The organism is Bradyrhizobium sp. USDA 4461, assembly GCF_054055655.1.
Genome location: NZ_JBSRXM010000001.1, coordinates 574,811 through 596,181, shown reverse-complemented (window position 1 = coordinate 596,181; position 21,371 = coordinate 574,811). Strand labels below are relative to the sequence as shown.

The 21,371-nt window shown below is 62.3% G+C and carries 15 protein-coding genes and 3 pseudogenes; 11 read left to right on the top strand and 7 right to left on the bottom strand.

Annotation, left to right across the window (positions count from 1 at the left end; all coding sequences use genetic code 11):
• Nucleotides 1–676: 676 nt before the first annotated feature.
• The 4 genes and pseudogenes from ACVINW_RS02850 to ACVINW_RS02835 all read right to left on the bottom strand — a co-directional run bounded on the left by ACVINW_RS02850 (nt 677) and on the right by ACVINW_RS02835 (nt 3,622).
• Entirely contained in the window at nt 677–853 is a 177-nt protein-coding gene (locus tag ACVINW_RS02850) for a hypothetical protein (protein WP_456749903.1), read from the bottom strand.
• A gap of 382 nt (nt 854–1,235) precedes the next feature.
• Nucleotides 1,236–2,753 carry an IS66 family transposase gene (gene tnpC / locus ACVINW_RS02845; protein WP_456749902.1) on the bottom strand — a complete coding sequence of 506 codons (1,518 nt, stop codon included), beginning with the start codon at nt 2,751–2,753 and terminating at the stop codon, nt 1,236–1,238.
• 35 nt (nt 2,754–2,788) lie between these two features.
• A pseudogene (tnpB, locus tag ACVINW_RS02840) lies at nt 2,789–3,112 on the bottom strand (IS66 family insertion sequence element accessory protein TnpB).
• 255 nt (nt 3,113–3,367) lie between these two features.
• Nucleotides 3,368–3,622: a transposase gene (locus ACVINW_RS02835; protein WP_456749901.1), complete on the bottom strand. Its 255-nt coding sequence runs from the start codon at nt 3,620–3,622 to the stop codon at nt 3,368–3,370.
• Between the two features lie 1,106 nt (nt 3,623–4,728).
• Here ACVINW_RS02835 and ACVINW_RS02830 point away from each other — a divergent pair.
• The 3 genes and pseudogenes from ACVINW_RS02830 to ACVINW_RS02820 all read left to right on the top strand — a co-directional run bounded on the left by ACVINW_RS02830 (nt 4,729) and on the right by ACVINW_RS02820 (nt 7,660).
• Nucleotides 4,729–4,935 (top strand): hypothetical protein, encoded by a 207-nt coding sequence (locus tag ACVINW_RS02830; protein WP_456749900.1) that lies wholly within the window; start codon nt 4,729–4,731, stop codon nt 4,933–4,935.
• Between the two features lie 378 nt (nt 4,936–5,313).
• A pseudogene (locus ACVINW_RS02825) lies at nt 5,314–6,371 on the top strand (IS3 family transposase).
• 49 nt (nt 6,372–6,420) lie between these two features.
• Nucleotides 6,421–7,660, top strand: a pseudogene (locus ACVINW_RS02820) (IS701 family transposase).
• Nucleotides 7,661–7,833: 173 nt separating this feature from the next.
• Here the strand turns inward: ACVINW_RS02820 and ACVINW_RS02815 are convergent.
• Nucleotides 7,834–9,543 (bottom strand): outer membrane beta-barrel protein, encoded by a 1,710-nt coding sequence (locus ACVINW_RS02815; RefSeq protein ID WP_456749899.1) that lies wholly within the window; start codon nt 9,541–9,543, stop codon nt 7,834–7,836.
• A 415-nt stretch (nt 9,544–9,958) separates the two neighbouring features.
• Between ACVINW_RS02815 and ACVINW_RS02810 the strand changes: the two genes are divergently transcribed.
• Nucleotides 9,959–10,465, top strand: coding sequence for a GNAT family N-acetyltransferase (locus ACVINW_RS02810; RefSeq protein ID WP_456749898.1), 507 nt, complete (start codon nt 9,959–9,961; stop codon nt 10,463–10,465).
• Nucleotides 10,466–10,526: 61 nt separating this feature from the next.
• Here the strand turns inward: ACVINW_RS02810 and ACVINW_RS02805 are convergent, their stop codons facing one another.
• Together ACVINW_RS02805 and ACVINW_RS02800 are read right to left on the bottom strand one after the other, a co-directional pair.
• Nucleotides 10,527–10,856: a hypothetical protein gene (locus ACVINW_RS02805; protein ID WP_456749897.1), complete on the bottom strand. Its 330-nt coding sequence runs from the start codon at nt 10,854–10,856 to the stop codon at nt 10,527–10,529.
• Between the two features lie 1,632 nt (nt 10,857–12,488).
• The gene (locus ACVINW_RS02800; RefSeq protein ID WP_456749896.1) at nt 12,489–12,863 is read right to left on the bottom strand and encodes a hypothetical protein; all 375 of its coding nucleotides are present in this window, start codon (nt 12,861–12,863) and stop codon (nt 12,489–12,491) included.
• Nucleotides 12,864–12,883: 20 nt separating this feature from the next.
• Here ACVINW_RS02800 and ACVINW_RS02795 point away from each other — a divergent pair, with 20 nt between their 5' ends.
• The 7 genes from ACVINW_RS02795 to ACVINW_RS02765 all read left to right on the top strand — a co-directional run bounded on the left by ACVINW_RS02795 (nt 12,884) and on the right by ACVINW_RS02765 (nt 21,362).
• Entirely contained in the window at nt 12,884–14,467 is a 1,584-nt protein-coding gene (locus ACVINW_RS02795; RefSeq protein WP_456749895.1) for an ABC transporter substrate-binding protein, read from the top strand.
• A gap of 69 nt (nt 14,468–14,536) precedes the next feature.
• Complete coding sequence (locus ACVINW_RS02790; RefSeq protein WP_456749894.1) at nt 14,537–15,517, top strand: ABC transporter permease; 981 nt, start codon at nt 14,537–14,539, stop codon at nt 15,515–15,517.
• A 13-nt stretch (nt 15,518–15,530) separates the two neighbouring features.
• On the top strand, nt 15,531–16,451 hold the full coding sequence (locus tag ACVINW_RS02785; protein ID WP_456749893.1) for an ABC transporter permease: 921 nt from the start codon (nt 15,531–15,533) through the stop codon (nt 16,449–16,451).
• Nucleotides 16,448–18,289, top strand: a complete 1,842-nt coding sequence (locus ACVINW_RS02780) for an ABC transporter ATP-binding protein (protein ID WP_456749892.1) — start codon at nt 16,448–16,450, stop codon at nt 18,287–18,289. Before ACVINW_RS02785 ends, ACVINW_RS02780 begins: the two co-directional genes overlap by 4 nt.
• Nucleotides 18,290–18,356: 67 nt before the next feature.
• A complete protein-coding gene (locus ACVINW_RS02775; RefSeq protein WP_456749891.1) occupies nt 18,357–19,118 on the top strand; it encodes a DeoR/GlpR family DNA-binding transcription regulator in 762 nt (253 codons plus the stop codon).
• Nucleotides 19,111–20,400 carry an allantoate amidohydrolase gene (locus ACVINW_RS02770; protein WP_456749890.1) on the top strand — a complete coding sequence of 430 codons (1,290 nt, stop codon included), beginning with the start codon at nt 19,111–19,113 and terminating at the stop codon, nt 20,398–20,400. Before ACVINW_RS02775 ends, ACVINW_RS02770 begins: the two co-directional genes overlap by 8 nt.
• A complete protein-coding gene (locus tag ACVINW_RS02765; protein ID WP_456749889.1) occupies nt 20,397–21,362 on the top strand; it encodes a phosphotransferase in 966 nt (321 codons plus the stop codon). Before ACVINW_RS02770 ends, ACVINW_RS02765 begins: the two co-directional genes overlap by 4 nt.
• Nucleotides 21,363–21,371 lie beyond the last annotated feature (9 nt).

Sequence of the window (21,371 nt, the reverse complement as noted above, 5' to 3'; positions counted from 1 at the left end):
CGGCCAGATAGTTGCGCACCGCGTCTGCTCGATAGAGCGGGCGGCCGTCGACATAGCGCCATTTCAGCGGGTGGTTCGGATCGCGCCGCCACTGCTCCAGCGCTCCGGGAGTGCGACGGACGACTGCTGCCGTCTCCAAGGCGGTCAAATTGGAGCTGCCCGGGAGGGTATCGATATCGAAAGTTGCGGGTGGCGGCATGCCACGATTTTTGCGCGGGCGCTTCTCGGCGGGCGATATTTTCCAGTGGTCTGGCGATCCAAACGCCGGGGGGAGAGCCTCTTCGTTTTTCTCGCGCATGCCTCAACCCCGAGCTCCGACCAGTCTTTGATCAACTAAGATCGGGGCTTCTCAAGCAAGAAAGAGATCTAAACGGCAGGTGCGGCAGTTGAGTAGCTGTAGCGTACAAAAAGAACGAATGGTCTGCGGGTTCGAACTGATATGATTTTCAGTCGTGGATCGCGTTTTTCGATTAACATCTAACGGATCAGAGTTTAGCCCCAATAGTGCGTACATGGCACCCGTACCGAGGGTTGTCGACACTCATTTCCGCAATTTCATAGACTCGATTTGTCGCTGTTGGGCTCGTTGGACCGAGGGCTATTCGTCGCGCATGTCGGCTGTTGCGCAGGTTGTCGACGCGATGTCCCACTGCGGAATGTTTACGGTGGCGGGGCTTCACGCCACATCAGAGGTTTGAGCCAGCTTAAGTTCCAGGATCTCGGCATGGCCGAGCTGGGTGGAAAGGTCTCGCTCGATGAGCGGCTTGAGCCAACCAATGTTGGACGACCCTCCCGACAGCAATACGATGGTGATCGGACGGCCTCCGAGCTCCTGCTCTGCCCGCTTGAGCACTGACCGCAGTCTTGTCCACCGAGCGGTCGATCCCGCGAAACAGCAATTCTCGCGCGATGGCGTGGTTTATCATGAACCCACGCGCGCAGCCGCGGCGCGCGCGCCGACTTCGCAGCGCGGCAGTTTGCGAATTTCGCGCTGCGCCGTTTGTGGCTAGGTCGCCATAGGCGCGCGCCTCATTGGCCGGTGCGTGTCCCTGGATGATGTTCTGGATGCGCTCGTCCATGAACGAGAACCGCCCTGCCCGTGGTCGAAGCGCTTCGCTCAGCGGATCATCATGTCCGGCGCCGGCTCGTGCAGCTCGGAATGGAAAGCTCGCCTCATCAAGAGTCGGGCAAAGGTTATTGATCGTAACCGGTATGAGCTCCCACGTCCGCGATGATTAGCGGTCGCGTGCGTAGCGGATGGGCATCCAGTGCTGGCGCAGCGCCTCAACGACGGCTGGGATATCGAGATAGGCGCTACGGAGGAAATCCTCGGTTTTGCGACCGTTTCGTGGCGGTCCGAGCAGCGGACGGGCCTGATCGTCGCGACAAAATGAGTTGCGTCTTCCCATCGCAATCGGGCGCATGGAACGCTCGACTGTGTTGCTGTCAACTTCGACACGGCCGTCGCGGAGAAACAGCGTCAACCCGTCACAGTGATTGAGCGCATAGTTGATCGCCTCCGCCAGCTTCGATTGGGAGAAGAGTTGGCTGACCATTGCGGTCAGGCGCGTCCTGAGCGCCTCCATCAATGGAGCGGACCTGGTGCCGCGGGTGGCCAGCCGCTGCTCGGCACTGCTGCCACGGATCTCTGCTTCGATGGCATAGACCGCCTGCAGGCGCTCGATCACTTCGCGCGCGAACGGCGACGCGGTCGTCTTGAACACCTCAATGAATTTGCGGCGGGCATGGGCGAGACAAAAGGCGAGTTGGATCGCGCCGCCATGATCGCGGGCGAGCGCTTTGTAGGCGGCATAACCGTCGACCTGCAGAATGCCGGAAAAGCCCGTTAACTGTCTGGCGATCTCCGCCGTGCCACGGCCGTCGGCGAACACGTAGGCCACCGCCGGCGGCGAGGGGCCGCCCCATGGCCGGTCATCCATGGCATGCGCCCAGAACTGGCAGATGCGCGGGCGATGTCGTCCGGGATCGAGCACCGGCATCGGCGTCTCGTCGCAGAACAGGCGCGGCGCGGCATGGATCGTGCGCAGCTGGAGCGCATAGAGGCTCCTGAGCCACCAGGCCGCACGCACCCAGCCGGCGAGCGTCGCCCGGTCGAGACGGACACCCTGGCCGGCCAGAATTTGCGCCTGTCGGTACAGCGGCAGATACCAGGCGAACTTCGAGACTACCACGTGGCTCACGAGTGCGGTCGAAGCCATGCCGCTCTCGATCAGGCGCGGCAGCACCTTCGCCTGGATCACACCATCGGTGCAGCGGCGGCAGCCGTACTTGGGACGGACCGTCCGCAGCACCCGCAGGATCGCCGGGATGATGTCCAGCACCTCGCTGACGTCCTCGCTGATCTTGTGAAGCTGGCCCTGGCAACAGGGGCATGCGGTCGCCTCCGGCTCCAGCACATGCTCGCAGCGCGGCAGGTGCTTTGGAAGCGCGCCGATGTTGCGGCGCGCCTTCTTCCGCAGTGGCTTGCCGGGCGGCTTTGCCGCAGCCGCATCGTCGTTGGCAGCTGCAGGCGGCGTGACGTCGGTCTCAAGATCGCCAAGCTCAAGCGCGAGCTGCTCGGCCACGAGCGCGGCAAGCCGCTCCGAGCGCTTCCCGAAGATCATGTCCTTGAACGTCTGCATTGCTACGCGCAGCGTCTCGTTCTCAGTGCCAAGCGCGAGCACCATCTCGGTGAGAGCTGCCGGATCGGTCGGGAGAGCGTCGGGGCGAATCGCCATGACCAGACGATACATCCGTGCGACCCATGCTCCAGTGAAATCCTCACTTCTCAGCCGACAATGGCCGGCTGCTTCACAGGCTTGGGCGACACACGCGTCCACTCGAGCCCGTCGAGTAGCATCGCAAACTGCGTCGCGCTGAGATGCACAACGCCGTCGCGGATCGGCGGCCAGGTGAAACGCCCCTGGTGCAACCACTTCGTTACCAACACCATGCCGCTGCCGTCCCACGCCAGAAGCTTCACTCCGTCGCTGCAATATGGGTTCGCGCGCAGTGCTTAGCTCGCCAGCGCCGACAGCGTATGCACCGACTTACGAAAGTCGACCGGCTGGGCCGCCAGCACCACCTTGATGTCTGACCGTAGAGCAATCACCGGATGCCCCGAAGCGCCGATAGCACCACCGAAAGCGTCGCCAGTTCCACGCCCGGCTCGACCCGGATGCGCCCCCCTTCACCTCAATCTCGACCACTCCACAGACCTTGGCCGGCGGCGCAATCTCCACAGCTTCATCTGTACCTGCGAAATACACTCGGACTTGCCAACCCTCCCGCCACCGCTCTCGGCGCCAATTTGGATAGGCACGAAGTTCTGGGCTTTGCCGGCGAGCGCCGCCGCCACCTGGCGTCGCTACACCGTGAGCAGTCCGCGAGAAACGCCATTGCGCCGCGCCACCTCGGAGATGTTCGTTCCCTCCTCAAAGCTCTCCGCCGCGATCCGGGCCTTCTCCTCGCTCGTCCACCGTCGTCGCCGGCGCTCCCCAGTGGTCACCTCAACGCGGCTATAAGAGTCACCTTCCTGCCTGGCAGCAAGCATGGCATTTGCCATCGCGCCACCTCCACCGATCAGCTCTTGCCAGCCGGTATCGCAGACAAGCTTCGTCACTGCGAGGTGAGGCCCTCATGCCGGTTACTCTTGGATGGCAATTGCAGATCGAGGAAATCAGCAGGCGTGGTGAACCTGCCCAGCATCGGTGACGCAGTCGTGCTCAAGTCTGCCGGTGTAACCTGATCTTCTCGCCGCCTTTCCGGGCCGGGTCGATCCGACGGCTCTGCAAAATAGTCAAGCGTTTCCATCGACGGCAATTGCCGCAAACGATCAACTACCAATGCTCGCAGTTGACCATGTTGATGGAGGCATGACCAAGTTAGATAATGATCGTCATTGAAAACCTCCGGCTGCATCGTATGCGTTGGGGCATAAAGTTATCATCGGCCGATGCGCACGAGAAGGATAGGGCTACAACACACTTGGTATGTTTCCTTCAACCATTCGAAGGGGCCAAATCGATACCCCATTCGAGAAACCAGAACCTTTGCAAGTGAGGCTGACGCGAAGAGTTTCGCGGACGAACTGCTGAACAGCCCGCCGGCGAGTTCGCCTACCATACTGGCAGGCACGATAAACCCACAAAATCCAAGGCGCGCAATTGGGTCGAGCGACATAGTACTTTGGATACGTGGTCGCAACTGACATAATTGACAGCGTGTACGAAAAGCGTGTGTTGGCGTCAGTCAGTCGACCCATCAGAAAATTATCTCGAGCGCTTCAGATTTCTGTGGGACGCCGATCGTGAGACTACGATCCACGACCATCTCTGAACCGGTAATCTAAGAGGATGCTCGCAGGAGTGGGAACACAGCTGCTCGCCGAACTACCTCGATATCGCCCGCAGCACGCAAACACCGTCGCGTGCGGGCGTCAGCTTTCCTTAGCTCTTTCCAGCCTTCGCTGCGCAGGCGACCTTCGCGGATTGACTGTTTGTTTCCAGCACGAACAACTTCGTCGAGTGCGCGGCTGACCATGCCGCACTCCTCTTCAAGTACTTTCACCGACTTCTTTAGCTCGGCCGCCCGAGGATGAACAGAGGATGAGTGGCCAGGGAGCGACGCCCCCCCAGAGCAGGTAGGAGCCCGATCCAATGTTGATGCTGTACCGTCAAGCGTCGTTAGCCTTTCGGGCTGGAATTCGTGGAGCATCAGGATCCGACGATGTCTAAAACGACCGCCAACTTGCGCCCAGAAGTTAAGAAGCGCATTGCCCAGATCGAAAGTATGACGCTGGTCCAGATTCAAGAGGTCATGATGGATTGTGTGTCCGAGCGGTCTGCTGGCAGGATGACGAAATGTGAGGGCAATGCGTTGCGCCGAGCACTGAACAAGCGGGTCAGCATCCTCAGACGAGACCTTGTCGCATAAGAGTTCGCGAGCTGGTCAGGCGAAGCACTGATGTCGCACAGCCATAGGACACGCATTTAGCTGGGGAGAGCCTAGATAAATGAGGGCTTCTAGGTGGGACTTGCCAGGCAAGCGATTTACCCGATGGTCTAAGCTGGACGACCAGCGGGTAATCGAACTGTGGGAAGCCGGGCGAGCTGCGAAAGAGATCGCGAGTGAGCTAAAGCGCAGTGAGTCGGCGATCAGGGCCCGGGTCGCCACCCTTGCACGCCTAAAAAGAGAACCCACGGTGAGCTGCTGCCGGTTTGATGGACACCGAGATTAGGTGTTTCATGAAGCCGGAGGTGGGCGACGAAGAGATGAAAGTTCAGTCGCGAATTCAAGACCGAGGCGGTCAAGCTGGTTAGGGAGCGTGGGGTTTCGGTGGCGCGCAAGCCGGCCGCGACCTGGATGTTCATGAGAACGTTCTGCGCAAATGGGTGAAAGAATTCGGCTCCAATCCGGTGCAGGCCTTTCCCGGCCACGGGCAGATGAAGCCAGAGCAGTAGGAGATCGGGCGGTTGCGCCGTGAGGTCGCCAAGTTGAAGGCCGAGCGGGATATCCTAAAAAAGGCCGTAGCCTTCTTCGCGAAGGAAGCGACATCAAGTTCGTCGTCATCGCGAAGCACCGGCTAATCTGGCCGGGTGGCATGGCTATGCGATGCGAATCGCTCGCCCAGCGCCAGATCCCGCAGCGACGAAGAGCTCAGCGGCAAGGTAAAGGCCAGCTTCATGGCGAGCGACCGCACCTATGGTGCGCCCCGTGTGTGGCGTGATCTGCTCGCCGATGGGGCGGGCTGTGGCCTGCACCAAATCGAACGGCTGATGCGCCTGCAAGGCTTGCGGGCGCGGCCGCGACGCCGGCGCTTGCTTAAGGACAGCGGCGATCGACAACTCGAGACTGTGCCGGCGAACCTCCTTGACCGGCAGTTCGCCGCCGAGCGACCGAACCAGAAGTGGATCGCCGACTTTACGTATCTCTGGACGGCCGAGGGCTGGCTCTACGTCGTAGCAGTGATCGACCTGTTCTCACGCCGGGTGGTGGGTTGGTCGATGAGCGCCGCGATGACAGCTCTGTTGGTAACCGATGCCCTGCTGATGGCTGTCTGGCGACGCGGCAAGCCGGACGCCCTGTTGCACCACTCCGACCAGGGCAGTCAGGGCGGACAAGGCTTACGACGCCAACAGCCTGCGTCAGCTTCTCGCCGCCACGCAGGCCAAAGCCGTCATTCCCTCACGACGAGCCGTAGTCAGCCAATCCCTTATGACAAGCGGCTCTACCGTCAGCGCAACCTGATCGAGCGCATGTTCGCTCGCCTCAAGGACTTCCGCCGCATCGCCACTCGCTACGACAAGCTTGCCAGAAACTTCCTCTCAGGAGCCTTCATCGCCGCCGCCGTCGTCTGGTGGCTCAATTGAGTCCGGACCTTAGCACTACTTTGGCAGATCGTTGATTTTGCCGTGCTTTATGGGACTCCCGAATCAATTTTTCAATGAGGTCGGCTCTTGGCTAACCATGGCGGGATGGCAAGACGAACTCGAACGCTGGCTGATGCCGTTCTTGGACCGGTTGGGTCATAAGACTCGGCAGCGGATGTGTCCTCTGTACGTTGCGGGATTGATCGGTCCTGGCGATCGCAAGAGCGTTCAGCCGATGGCAGAACGCGTTGCCACGGGCAACTACGACCAGCTGCACCATTTCATTGCGGACGGTGTCTGGGACGCGACACCGCTGGAGACAGAGTTGCTCAACCCGGCGGACCGACTTGTCGGCGGCAGGGATGCGGTGCTGGTTATTGATGACACCTCACTGCCGACGAAGGGTGAACGCTCGGTTGGTGTTGCGGCTCAATACGCGTCGGCTCTCGGCAAAACGGCAAATTGCCAAACGCTGGTGTCTTTAACGCTTGCGCGCGGCGAAGTGCCAGTGATGGTCGCGTTACGTCTCTTTCTGTGGCAGCCAACATGCGCTTTGGATGTGTGCTGGCGGATGCAGGATACGGCCTCAGCGCACCGTTTCGACAAGGGTTGACGGAGCGCGGGCTGACCTGGGCTGTCGGTATCCCTCGGCACCAGAAAGTGTATCCGGTCGATGTGAAGCTCATTTGGCCGATCACCAAAGGCAAACCACGAAAGCACCACGTGCCCGATATCTTGTCGATTGCGGCAGAACAAATGCTGGCCAGCGCCAAATGGAAAACCGTGAGTTGGCGTAGCGGGACGAGAGGTCGGCTTAAAGCCCAATTTGCTGCTCTCCGTGTCCGGACCGCCGACGGCCCTCCGCAACGGATATGGGATAAAGGTCAGCAGCATCTCCCAGGCGACGAAGCCTGGCTCATTGGCGAGCAACGTGCGTCCGGGGAGAAGAAATACTATCTGGCCAACCTTCCGGCGGCGACGGATCTGCGCACGTTGGCCGCCACCATCAAGGCAAGATGGATTTGTGAGCAGGCGCATCAGCAGTTGAAGGAGGAGCTTGGACTTGATCACTTCGAGGGGCGATCATGGCCGGGTCTTCATGGCCACGCCCTGATAACAATGATTGCCTACGCCTTCCTGCAACATCGTCGCCTCGCACACGCGGGGCGGAAAAAAATCAACGGGCCTCCGCCTCAGCCAACCATGCCCGCCGTACGTCACGCCATCGTCGATCTCATCCTTCGGCCGCCGTCTCAACGGTGTCCATACTGCCGAAAACAAGTCCCTGAAAAACACTAACGCAAACAATTCTGCCAAAGTTGTACTAGGTCGTTCTGATCCGCGCGTCGCACGAGATAAGTCGGTCGATCGGCGCGACCCGCCTACCTCGCACACTGGCGCGCGTACTATCGCAATATCACGGAGCCGAAGAGGCCTGAAGCTGGCTACACGCGTGATCTTCTCATTCGAACCTATAGGACGCCTGAAAGAACGTACCCCAGCGCTCCATGCTGAACTTCGAAAACTGAATACCGCTGATGTTTCCCGGACCACCACAGCCTGTGCATTTCTCTTCGCTGTCCCTTTGGGTCCACATTGCCCAATAGCGCCCGCCGACGCCGACGCTGAAGTTATTGGTGATGAAGTAGGACAGCACGCCTTCAACCTGTACACCCCCGCCTCCGTGCCCGCGTTGATCAATGAAGGTGGTCGTCGGGCGCAAGAGATGATTGTCGCGGCCTTTGAAATCGGTCCAGGGCAGGTAGGCGACGTCAGCGTTCAAGCGCCAGCGCTCGGTCAGCATGTTTTCGGCGCTCAGGCCGACGCGAGGTGCATTCCACTGCGTGTTCTGGCTGCCAATTATCCTGTCGTCGCCGGGCGATAAGCATGCAAACACTGGGTTGGCGATCTGGGCGCATCCCGTCGAATCGGAGCTCTGGCCGTAATAGGTCCAGCCGATGAATGCGCCGATCTTGTAGTTGGCGCCGCGCAGGAAATCGTATCCGGCATCAGCCGTATAGTACGTGAATGTTCCGTTTGCCTGGCCTGATACGTTGTTGATGTAGGGAAAACTGCGTTCGATGCCCCAGTCTTCATTGTTGATGTTTCCTGCGTTGAAGCGTCCGGTGCCAATATTGCTTTTCAGGAATACTCCCCACGGGCTGTCAAGACGGCCAAATAATTCCCCGGAAAGTCCGTCCAATCCGTGATAGGTGAGCCTCGATATGAGAATGCTTGGGTCTAGAGGGCTGCCATCGGGCACTGCGCTACTGTCCCATTGGAAGCGTCCCCGGCTGAGCCAGAGCCGCGATCCGCCTTCGAACGACCAACCGGCCGTGTAAGCAATTGGCGCGCCGGCGGGTGCTTTCGTGTACAGCCGCGCATCGGACCATTTCGCCGTCCATGAGGCGGCGCCAAAATGGTAGTTCAATCCGATCATTCCGACGTGATAGTTGCTGGACAGGCTGGTTGTGTTCGCCGGAAGAATTGCGAACGGCGGATTCTGCACCGTCGGAGGAGTCGTGACACTCGGTCCGCCGAAATGCAGATAGTCATACTCAACTTTGACCGACCATGCAGGTGTAAGCGCTTGCTCGACGCCCAGCCCTATGACGCCCCCGACCCGACCATAGTCGAAATGGGTTTTGTGCTGTGGCCAGTCGCCATAGAACTCGTTGTTATTGAGGACGTCGCCCCGATTGTTTTGCCAAGCCACGCCTCCCTTGAGATAGGCCTGCGTGCGGCCCAGCACGCCAAACGCGTAACCGACGCGGCCGGTCCCGGTGGCAAAGACGTTGGGACCTGCCTTGCAGTTTGCGCTCACGACGAAGCCGGACGCCGCTAGGCAAGTATTTGTGCCGTCGGAGACAGCACCGCTGGCATCAAGTTCGACGCCAAACACCCAGCCGTCCTTCTGCCAATTGTAGCCGATCTGGCCACCTGCGAGGAACACTGGGGTGTCGACGACATCGCCATAGATTGACGGACCGTAGGGATTTCTAAAGGAAGTCCGGCCGTAGCCGCCGCCGAGGTGGCCGCCAATATAGCCGCCGGACCAGTCCCACGCCGCCGGTGGCAATTTCAGTTCTGGCTCAAGGTTTGCCGCATTCGTTGCACCGGTTGCGACGAGCGCAATTGTCGTAGCTCCCAAAAGAAGAACTCCAGATCGCATCCAACACGTCCCTGTATTTTCTCGGTCCACGACCGAGCGTCCTTAACTTATCGCGCAGCAAACCGTCGGGGCGGACCAGACGCTAACAGCGACGCACGCCGCATCCGTCCCGAAGACCATCGCACTCGATTGGTGATGATGCCGTGAACAGTGCAAACCACGTGCCGAAGTGAATTCGTAGGCTCTGCAGGCACTTCGTCGCGGGGTGTGGCGTAAAGTTGCTGACAATGGTCCGAATACCGACAGCGCGCAGCCTGTGCAATACGTTGGCTCCGCGCGATATCATGCGCCTACGTCCACAACGCCCTGTTTTCCTTGGCTAGCGAAAGACGCGTGTAGGATATAAACATGGCGTAGCATTGCTGCGACGGCGGCTTCTGCTGAGCGCATCGACAAGATCGAGCAACGGACCGGTATGAGCAAGCCGCATTGGCGTCCCGCCCGCGCGTGTGACCTTGCTGCGATCAGCGCCATCGCCGCGCGCATCCATCCTGATCTGTTCGAGCGCCCCGAGGCGTTCGCGGAAAAGATTCGGCTTTGTCCTGATGGCGCCCGCGTGCTCGCCGCGGAGGAGGCGATCGTCGGCTACGGGCTCGCTTATCCCTGGAAGCAGCATCAGTTTCCGCCGCTCGACGGCTTTCTCGAACGATTGCCTGACGATGCGGATTGCCTTTATGTACATGACATCGCTGTGCTGCCCGACGCCCGCGGGGGTATGGCACGCGCTTATGTCGCGACGATCGAGAAACTCGCGCGCTCGTCGGGCATTGCGGCTCTCGCGCTGGTCTCAATCTACGCCGCGCGACCGCTATGGGAACGTCTCGGCTTTCGGCCCGTCACGACGAATGCGGAGTTGAGCGCAAAGATCGCGTCCTACGGCAAAGGCGCGACCTACATGCTCCGCAATCTCGGTGCGGGGTAGTGCCCGCCGCCTACTGCGTGAAGCGAAGCCACGTGCTCGAACCGGTCTCGGACAGCCTCCGTCAAACAATCGCGTGTGCCGTTCCAGTCGCGCCTAATCGCGACTCGCAAATGTCCATGAAGCTCACATCCGCATAGCCATCGGGAAAGGTCACGGTCGCTGGACTGTCGAGGTGATCGTTGAGCTGCTTGCGGGCATCCTCGAAACATTCGCGCGCCCGCGGCGGCATCCACTCCTTTTCATAGATGCCGGCGAGCGAGGCGATCGAGAGCCTGTCATTGCGCTGGCTGAAGATCCGGTGACGTGTGCGAGTTGCCGCGGCCGTCAGGTTGGGACCTCGATCGGGTCTTTGGTCGAGCTCTTGCCGGCAGTCGAATCCTTGCGACCGCAAGGCAGGGGCCTCGGGAGGGCGGAAGGCTCGAGGCTGCCCGGATCATCCCGATGTGGGATATGGCTGCGGCTTCCGCCACGATAGTCGAATCCTTGCTGGCACGTCTGCGCAACCGGCGACCGACCCGCGACGCGCAAGCCCCGATCGCGGGGCGATGACGGCGGGCGGCCCTCGATGTCCCCCAAGGATTCAAACGCAACCAAATTTGGCGCAGGTTATGCGCCGCGCAGTTCGCCGGCCGTGGCGCACGGTCGAAGAGAGCGCTGGGTTTGACTGCAACGTCCCCGGGCAATTGAAACGGGCGGTTCAGGTGGCGCGCCCCGAGCGGGCCGAACTGGTCACGCGGCGATCACGGTCATGTGAATGACCAGGGGCACGATTGTCGGATGGGTGGTGTTTTTGGCTGACCGGTCGGGCACGGTGCGGACGTTGGGGCGCGGTCTCGAGCGGCAAGACTCAAGTCTAGGCGCGTGCGGATTGGGCCGCAAGGTCGGTGGTTGGCTCGACTGCTTTCGAGGGAGTGCGTATCGACGAAGGTGCTCGCACGCCGTGCCCGCGGCGTCGAAATCGTAGGACGAAATATTAGTATGAAATACAACCAGAGATCATTTTCGCGTGCTGCTTTTTCCGGTTGCTGTCCGGTTGCAGGATGGAACCAGAGCGGAGCCGATATGGGCCATGAAACGCCCGGCAAAGCGGGCGCGAGCGAGCAAAACCGGCGAGAACCGATGCAACTTGGGAGGCGGTCAGACAGGCAGCCAACGTGATTGCCGCAAACGATGACGGCGGACAGATGCGACGATGGCGTTGCTCTCTCGACATCGCGCCGGCGTTGGTCTCTAGACCTGACGCGCGCGGCGACGACACACCTGACGTTGCGGACTGGCGCCCGCGCACAGGCCTGTCCGGTTCGGCTGTCTGGCTTGCCGGGCGGATTGGCTCGGGTACGCGGCCTGGATAAGCGGCTCGGCTAAGCAGCTTTGCTGTTCGGCCTGATCGTGGGCCGTTCGGTCGTTGCGCGCTTGCGCGGACGGTCCGGCGGCTGGGCCTCAAGGCCAAGCTTGTAGAGGGGGATGGTCTGGCACCGGCCATACTGTGCCCACAGGCGCCGCCAGAACTGGGCGCAGGTTTCGCCATCGGGGCGCGCGTGCCAGCTTTGAACGAGGATGCTCCGCCATGCCTTCCAGCCCGCGATGCGGGATAGGATTTCAGGCCGAACTTCTTGGTCGCGCTGCGGACGAGGGTCTGCGTGGTCCTGAACAGGAAGGCGATCTCGATCGGCCTGATCCTGCCGCTCCGGTGCAACGCAAGCAGTTAGGAAACCGTTCCTCCCGGTCGACCGGCGAAGCGAGTTTCCGCTCAAAAGCGTACCTCTCGGGGTGGGTCGGCTTGCTGGCCGCCCATTTCCGACGGATGCAAATGCGCGCCTTCGATTTCCCGCGACGGAGGGCGCCTTCATGCGACCAAGACCCGAGTGTCTTTCAATGTTCCTCCGCATGAGCGTACACCTGTGCTGCTCGCGGGGCTTGCCGAATGACTTTATGCGTAAGATTGGATGAGGTATCGTAGGTTTGGTCGCTGTGGGGAAAGGCGGTAGCGCTCTCCCGCTACCAATCATTCGATCCTTTCAGGTCAAACGGCGATCTCCTGCGGGTTCCGCGTGCCCGAACGGCAGGCGGTGCGCGGCCGGATCGCCATGATCGTTCGGCCAAAGGTGTCGAACGCCGCAGCCGCAAATGCCGGCCAGTCGGGCGCGGCGCCATCAGGGACCAGCAAATCACCAGCTGCATCGGCTTTGTGCGTCGGCGCGCCCGACCGCTGATCAATGAACTGCATCTGTCGGAGGCGGATTGCGCGCCGAGGGGCAGTTTCAGGGCAGGTCTTGGACATCCCGCAGGAGCGTCTGCCGCAAAATCGGTCAAAAGCCACATTCATCGGCCCAAAATTTCCGATAAATTCGGACTGGCACACCTCCTGCATGACCGTTTTGACCGATTCTCTGGTCATTGCAAAAAAGGGGAATGTCGATGCATCCGAAATTTGACCGCCGCCACTTTCTCAAGGGCATGGCGGGAGCCGCGGTTGCTGCGGGCTACACGCAGATCAATCCAGACTTCTTCATCCGGCAAGCCCATGCGCAGGCCGGCAAGACCATGACCTTCCTGTCGGCCGAGAACATCACCGGCAATTGGGATCCGACCGCCCACACGACGCTGTCGCAGAAGAACATCGAAGGCTTCGTGATGGGTTTCCTCACCCGCACGCCGATGAAGCTCGAGAACCCCGGTGAGGTGGTCTATGAGCTCGCCACCGACATCAAGTTGCTCGATCCCAATCGCCTGCAGATCAGGCTACGTCAGGGCGTGGTCTTCCACGACGGCAAGCCGTTCAAGGCCGAGGACGTCAAGGCCACGTTCGAATACGGCTCAAAGCCCGATCGCCCGGCGCAATGGTACCCCGGGCCGTCCGACACGCTGAAGATCGAGACGCCCGACGACTACACCGTCATCGTCGACACGTCGAAGGGCGGCTATCCGGCGCATCTCTTCATGTTCCTCGCGGCGTTCCTGCCGATCATGTCGGCGAAGGATATCGCGGGCGGCCCGGGCGGCGTGCTGTCGCAGCGGCTCAATGGCACCGGTCCCTTCAAGTTCGTCGAGCAGCGCGGCAACGATACCGTGATGAAGGCCTTCGACGGCTACTTCAAGGGCAAGCCGGCGATCGCAGGCATCAATTTCACTTTTACCGGCGACTCCACGACGCGCATGCTGTCGTTGATGAACGGCCAGGCTTCGATCGTCGAGCGCCTCGAGCCTGAGCAGGTCGATACCGTCAAGGGCAATCCCAACATCCACATCAATCGCGTGGTGTCCGTCGAGAACAAATATCTCTGGTTCCGCTGCTCAAAACCGCCCTTCAACGATCCGCGCATCCGGCTTGCCGCCTGTCACGCCATCAATCGCGACCTCATTCTCGAGGTGCTCGGCTCGGCAGGGCATGCGTCGTCCAACTTCGTGTCGCCGGTCAAGTTCGGCTACATCGATCTCGAGAACTACCCGAAGTTCGACCCGAAGAAGAGCCAGGCGTTGCTCGCCGAGGCCGGCTTTCCGAACGGCAAGGGCCTGCCGCCGCTCGAATACATCACCTCCGTAGGCTTCTATCCGAAGACCAAGGAGTATGGCGAGATCATCACCGCGATGCTCAACGAGCAGGGCTTCAATGTCAGCCTGACCGTGCTCGAGCCTGCCGCCTGGAACGAGCGGCTGTACCATCGCCCCGGTGGTGGCCCCGGCCACATGGTCGACTGCGGCTGGTCGACCGGCTCGCCCGAGCCCGACCTGGTGCTCCGTACCCATTTCCATTCCTCCTCGCATCGCATCTGCGGCATCGAGGATCCGGCGATCGATGCCAGCCTCGACAAGGAACGCAGCGCGCCGACGCTCGAGGAGCGCAAGAAGATCCTCCAGACCGAGACGATGCCTTTGCTGGCTTCGAAGATGCCGGCGCTCGCGCTGTTCACGTCGGTGATGATCCACGCGATGCAGAAGGATTTCGAAGGCCTGTACATCTATCCGGACGGATCGATGGATGCCTCCAGGCCCGTCGCCTGATCACGGATGCTCGCCGCGTGCCGCGCTTGGCCGGCACGCGGTTTGCCATGTCTCTTCCGGAGCTTGCGAATGTTCGTCCTGAATTTCCTGCTGCGGCGTCTGGCTCAGGGCGTCCTCATCATATTCCTGGTGTCGCTGTTGATCTTCACGCTGCTGCGAATCGTGCCGGGCGATCCGGTGCGCCTGATGGCGGGCGGCATGGCGCCGGAGGCGCTGATCGAGAAGATCGCGACCGACATGGGCCTGCGCGACCCGATCGTCGTCCAGTTCGGGCGCTACATGGGGGGCGTCGTGCGCGGCGATCTCGGCCAGTCCTTTGTGCGGCCCGCCAACGGCGCCGCGACGGGCGGGGCGACCTTCAACGACACCACGCGCGGTGAGCGGGCAAAGGTCATGAGCCTGATCCTGGAAGCGCTGCCCATGACGCTGCAGCTCGCCGCCGTGACGCTGGTGATCGCGCTGATCTTCTCGGGCATCATCGGGATTGCCGGCGGTCTCGCGATCGGACGATGGCCGGACAAGCTCGCATTCTACATTTCGTCGATCTTCATCTCGCTGCCGAACTTCTGGCTCGGAATCGTCCTCGCCTTGCTGTTCTCGGTCAAGCTCGGATGGCTGCCTGCGATCGGCTACAAGGGATTTGCCTACACGATCCTGCCGGCCATCGTGCTCGCCGTCGAATTGTCGCCGGTCCTGATCCGGACGCTTGTGAGCTCGGTATCGGCGCAGATGACGGAGCCCTATGTGGCGGTGGGGCACGTCCGCGGCCTTGGCCGCAGCCGCATCATCGCAAACCATGCGCTGCGCAATGCGTCCGTGCCGCTGCTCAATCTGCTCGGGATTCAGTTCTCGAGCCTGCTCGGCGGGGTGATCATCGTCGAGTACATCTTCGACTATCCGGGGCTTGGCCTGTTGACCATCAACGCGGTGCTGCAGCGCGACTTTCCGCTGATCCAGGGCATCGCCATCGTCACCAGTGCGATCTTCGTGCTGATCAACATCGTCGTCGATCTCGTCGCCACCACCATGGACCCGCGGCTCGAATATTGAGGTTCGGATATTGATGTCAGTCGCAACTGCTGCCGATGCGCCGATCATGCGCAAACAGGCCCCCCGCTCCATCGCCCGACGCATCCTGGACAGAGCGGCATCGACGCCGGGCTTCCGCGTCGGCCTTGGCATCTTCGTCGTGCTTGCGCTGGCGACAGCACTCTATCCGGAACTGAGCAGCCTCGATCCGACCAAGATGGACATCAAGGCCCGTCTGCTGCCGCCGCTGTTCCTCGGCAATAACTGGAGCTGGGCGCATCCGCTCGGCACCGATCAGATCGGCCGCGACATGCTGGTGCGCTCGCTGGTGGGCTTGCGCTACTCGTTCCTGATCGGCGTCGCGTCCGTCATCGTCATGCTGGTGATCGGCTGCGCGCTCGGCACGGTCGCCGGCTATTTCGGCGGCCGAACCGACGCCGTCATCATGCGGTTGACCGACGCCCAGCTCTCGATCCCGATGATCATCCTCGCGATCTCGGTGCTTGGCGTCTCCCGGCCGACCATCCCGGCGATCATCCTGGTCCTCGGCGTGTCCAACTGGCCGGTCTATGCGCGCATCATGCGCAGCATCGTGATGACGGAACGACAGCGCGAATATGTCCGCGCCGCGAAGATCGGCGGCTCGACCGATCTTCGCATCATCCTCAGTCTGCTGCTTCCCCTGCTGCTGCCGCCGGTGCTGTTCACCTCGGTGCTCGACGTCGCCCGCATGATGATCTTCGAATCGACGCTCGGCTTTCTCGGGCTCGGCGTGCAGCCGCCGACCCCGACGTTCGGCAATATCATCGCGGATGGGCGCAAATACCTGCTGAACGCATGGTGGATCGCCACGATGCCCGGCCTGTTCCTCGGATTGACCCTCACCAGCATCAACCTGATCGGGGCCTCGCTCGAGCGTGCGCGCAACACGGTTCATGGAGGGGCGGAAGGATGACCCAGCCGCTGCTCGCACTCAGGAACGTCACGGTGGCCGCCGGCCGCACCGGATCGGCGAAGATCATCCTCGACAGCGTGTCGCTGAGCCTCGCGCCGCGCGAGATCGTCGGCGTCGTCGGCGCCAGCGGATCGGGCAAGACCGTGCTGTCCAAGGCCGTGGTCAACTGGCTCGAGCCGCCGCTGACCAAACGGTCCGGCGAGGTGCGGTTCGAGGGGCAGGACATCTACGCGATGCACGGCAGCGACATGCGCCTGCTGCGCCAGCGGGTGTCCTATGTCGGCGCCAACCCGATGGGGGCGCTCGATCCGACCCTGCCGGTCGGCGCCCAGATCGTCGAGAAGATGCGCGCGGTCGTGCCCGGGGTGTCGCGGCGAGTGGCCGAAACCCGCGTCGTCGAGCTGCTCGATGCCGTGCGGATTCCATCGGCGCGCAATCGTTTTCACGACTATCCCTCGCAATTCTCCGGCGGGATGATGCAGCGGGCGCTCATCGTGGACGCGCTGGTGACCAATCCCGCGCTGCTGGTGGCCGACAACGTCACGCAGCCGCTCGATGTCACCGTCGCGGCCCAGGTGATCCGGCTGATGAAGGAACTGACGGCGACGTTCAACACCGCCGTGCTGTTCGTGTCGTCTTCGCTGCCGGTGGCGCGCGAGGCCTGCTCGCGCATCCTGGTGATGGATGCAGGCCGCATCGTCGAGGAGCAGTCCAGCGAAGACCTGATCGACCGGCCGGTCTATCCCTACACCCGCGAGCTGGTCCGGCAGACGCCGAAAATATGGGGTGAACCGGCGGCAACGCCGCGTCTCGACGCGCAGCGCGAGGTGGTGCTCAGTCTCCGCGACGCTTCGCAGATCTACAAGGTCAGGAAGAAGACCGGCTTCGGCGGGGTCAATCTGGTGCGCGCGGTGCGCAACGTCACTTTCGACATCCGCCGCGGCGACAGCTTCGCCATCGTCGGTGAATCCGGCTGCGGAAAGTCGACCCTGATGCGGCTGCTCAGCAGGCTCGAGCTGCCGAGCTCGGGGCAGATTCTCTGTGCGGACAAGGATATCGCGACGCTGAAGGGCCGGGCGCTGCTCGAATTCCGCGGCAAGCTGCAGATGGTGTTGCAGGACCCCTTCGGTTCGTTGCCGCCACGGACCGCGGTCGGAACGATGCTGGAGGACCCGCTGCGGACGCACGGATGGCGCGACAAGGCCAGGATCCGCGAGCGCGTGTTGAAGGTGATGGGAGAGGTGGGGCTGCCGGCCGAGTTCTACGAGGAGCTGCCGCTGGGCTTGAGCGCGGGGCAGCGGCAACGCGTCAACGTTGCCCGCGCGCTCGTTCTCGAGCCGGAAATCCTGATCATGGACGAGACGCTGTCGGCGCTCGACCAGTCCGAGCAGTTCAAGCTGCTCGACCTGTTGCAGAAGCTCCAGAAGGAATACGACCTCACCTACATCTTCATCTCGCATGACCTCGCCATGGTGCGGAAGGCCTGCAATCGCGTGGCCGTGATGTATCTCGGCGAGGTCTTCGAACTGGCTGACAATGAGCGTCTGTTCTTCGATCCGGCGCACCCCTATACGAAGGCGCTGCTGAGCGCGATGCCGACACTCGAGCAGCGGCGCTATCGACCGGAGGAATGCCTGCTGGAGGGGGAGCCGCCGAGCCCGCTCGACATTCCCGTCGGCTGCAGCTTCAGGTCGCGCTGCCCGCAGGCCATGAACAAATGCGGCCGCCTTCAGCCCAGCCTGACGGTGCGGGAGCGGCAGGATTTCGCGGCCTGCCATCTGGTGGTGCCGTCGACGGCGTCCGGCAGCTTTGCCGAAGCGGGTGCCGCTGTGCCATGAGATGGGTCGGGAACGAAAACATGCATCGTGAAACGGCCGGTAGTGCCGTGACAACCGGGGAGCGGCCATGAGCTTTACGGAGCATCGCCTGGAGCTGATCCGCGATCTGCTGCGTCAGAAGCAGCGGGTCCACGTCAAGGATCTCGTCGATCAGTTCAAGGTCAGCGAGGAATCGATCCGGCGCGATCTCAGGGAGCTCGAGACCCAGGGCTTTGCCCGTCGCGTTTATGGCGGCGCCGTGCTCGACCGGCAGGAGAGCGACCAGCCGTTTGCCGAGCGTTTGCGCGTCGGCGCGAGGGAAAAGGCGCGGATCGGCGAGGCCGCGGCGGCGCTGGTCAAGGACGGCATGAAGATCTTCGTCGACGAGGGCACCACGGCGCTGGCGTGCCTGAAGCATCTCGAAACCCGCAGGGATCTGACGATCGTGAGCAACTCGCTCGCGGTCGCAGCTCACTTCTACTATTCGTCGACGCCGAGCGTCCGCGTGCTCGGCGGGCGGTTGCGACCGGACTATCAGGCGACCTTCGGGCCGGAGACGGTGGCCGCCATGAAGGAGCACTTCTTCGATCTTGCGATCATCGCGATCAGCGCGGTTCATGCCGAGCGCGGCTTCATGGACTATGGCGAGGACGAGGCGATCATCCGACGCGTGGCGCGCGGGCAGGCCAAGCGTTCGGTCATCGTTGCCGACAACTCCAAATTCGGCCGTCTCGGCTCGATTCATACCTTCGGCCTGCACGACGTCGATGGGGTCATCACGGGCGGCACCCTGACCAAAGACTTCTCCGAGCAATTCCTCAAATCCAACGTGGAAATCATCTATGCCTGACATCGCCCCAAGCCGCGCTCCCATCAATCCATCGCGTCTCCAGGCGATGATGGACGAATTGTCGACGATCGGCGGCGGGCCGGACGGATCCATGACGCGGCTCGCGTTGTCGAAGGAAGACGGGGCGGCGCGCGACTGGCTCGGCCGCTGGTTCGCCCGCAACGGCTTTGCCGAGGCGGTGGATGCGATCGGCAACCAGTTCGGCAGCCTGTCGATGGCGGGCGCCAACGCGCCGGTCGTCATGGTCGGATCGCATATCGACAGCCAGCCCAATGGCGGCCGCTTCGACGGCGCGCTTGGCGTGGTCTCGGCCTGCGAAGCGGTGCTCGCCGTGTCCGAGAGATTGAAGGCGGAGAACAAGCTGCCGATCTGCAATTTCCAGGTCGTGAACTGGACCAACGAGGAAGGCGCACGGTTTCAGCCGAGCCTGCTGGGCAGCAGCGTGTTCGTCGGCGCGATGGAGCTCGAATGGGCGCTCGACCGCAGGGATGGCGACGGCGTGACCGTGCGCCAATCGCTTGCCGAGATCGGCTATGCCGGCAAGGACAAGGTGGCGATTCCCGGCGCGCTGATCGAACTGCACATTGAAGGCGACAAGGCGCTGTTCGAGGCGGGTGAAAGCTTCGGAATCTTCACCCGCTTCTGGGGTGCAACCAAATATCGTCTCGCCTTTCTCGGCCGGCAGGCCCACACCGGCGCCACGCCGATGGCGGAGCGCAAGGACGCGGTGCTCGCCGCCGCCTATCTCATTGCGGATCTGAAGCAGATCGCCGGCGAGCACGGCCTCGATCTGCATACGTCCGTCGGCCGCCTCGAAGTGTTTCCGAATTCGCCCAATACAGTGCCGTCAGAGGCGGTTCTGTTCATCGAATTGCGCTCGGGATCGCCCCAGGTTCTCGCCGAAGCCGAACGCAAGATGAAGCTCCGGATCGAGGCCGCGGCGGACAAGGCCGGCGTGACCTATCAGGTCAGGGCGGTCGACCGCCGCAAGGCCGGCGGATTTGCGCAAGGGCTGATCTCGCTGGCCGAGCGGACGGCGGCCGCACACGGCGAGACGGCGCGCCATCTCGATACGATCGGCGGCCATGATGCCGTGGCGATGTCCGATGTCTGTCACTCGGTGGTGATGGCCGTGCGCTCGCGCGACGGCGTCATCCATCATCCGACCGAGTTCACTGACGCCTCCGACCAGGCGACCGGAACGCAGATCCTGGCGGACATGCTCTACGCGATTGCCAGCGAAGGCCTGCGGGCAATCGACCCGATCGGGACGGCGGCATGAAAGCGCTCGGCGATCCCAACACAGCCCTTGAGCAACGCGCCGAGCGCGCGATCGCAAGCTTGCCGGTCATCGATGCCGCGCGCGCGGCCTATGCTGCGGCCACGTTCCCGGTGGCCTCGCCATCCTACCATGCCGTCGAGTCGACCTCGTTCAACGTCGCCCCCGAGGGCGGCGATGCGACGCTGTTCCTGCGGCTGGCAAACGACGAGGTGGCCGAGCTGGTCGACGACGACGTGGCCTTTGCGGCGGCGCGCCGGCTTTACAGCCTCAATCTGTCGCCGCAGCCGATCGCCTGCTCGCCGGCGGAGAGAGCCGTGCTGTTCGCGCGGCTGGGCGACGGCTGGCGCACGGCGAAGATCGACGATCTGATGCAGCAGGACGCGCTTGTCCGGCTCGTCGAGATGCAGACGTCGATCGCCGCGGGCGAGCCGTTCGGACGGCCCTGGTCGGTTTTCGACGGCATCGATCGGCTGCGGTCGCTGGTCACCGCGGCGGGAGCCGTGCTTCCGGCCGATGCTGAGTGGATGCAGGCGTGGATGACGGCGATCCGCGAAGCGATCGCTGCGACCGGAGTCGAACTGAAGCCCGCGCACGGCGATCCGCATTCCTCCAACGTGATGCTCGGTCCGGATGGAGCGATGATGCTGGTGGATTTCGACATGGCCGGCGATCTCGATCCCTACTACCAGCTCGGTGTCCAGATGAACGAGCTGTTCCAGTTCGAGAGCCAGATGAAGCCGCTGCTGGAAATCCATGATGGGCGCTTCAGCGATCAGGCGTTCAGTCGATGCAGGCTCTATGCCGCGGCGGACGATCTCTATTGGGCGTTGCGCAGCCTGCTGCAGCACGCGCGATCGCCGCTGCGTGGCGTCGAGTTCCTGAAATATGCGGAATGGCGGTTCTTGCGTTGCCGGATGCTGCTCGGACATCCGGCGTTCGAGCAGCGGCTGCGATCGCTCTAGCGGAGGCAA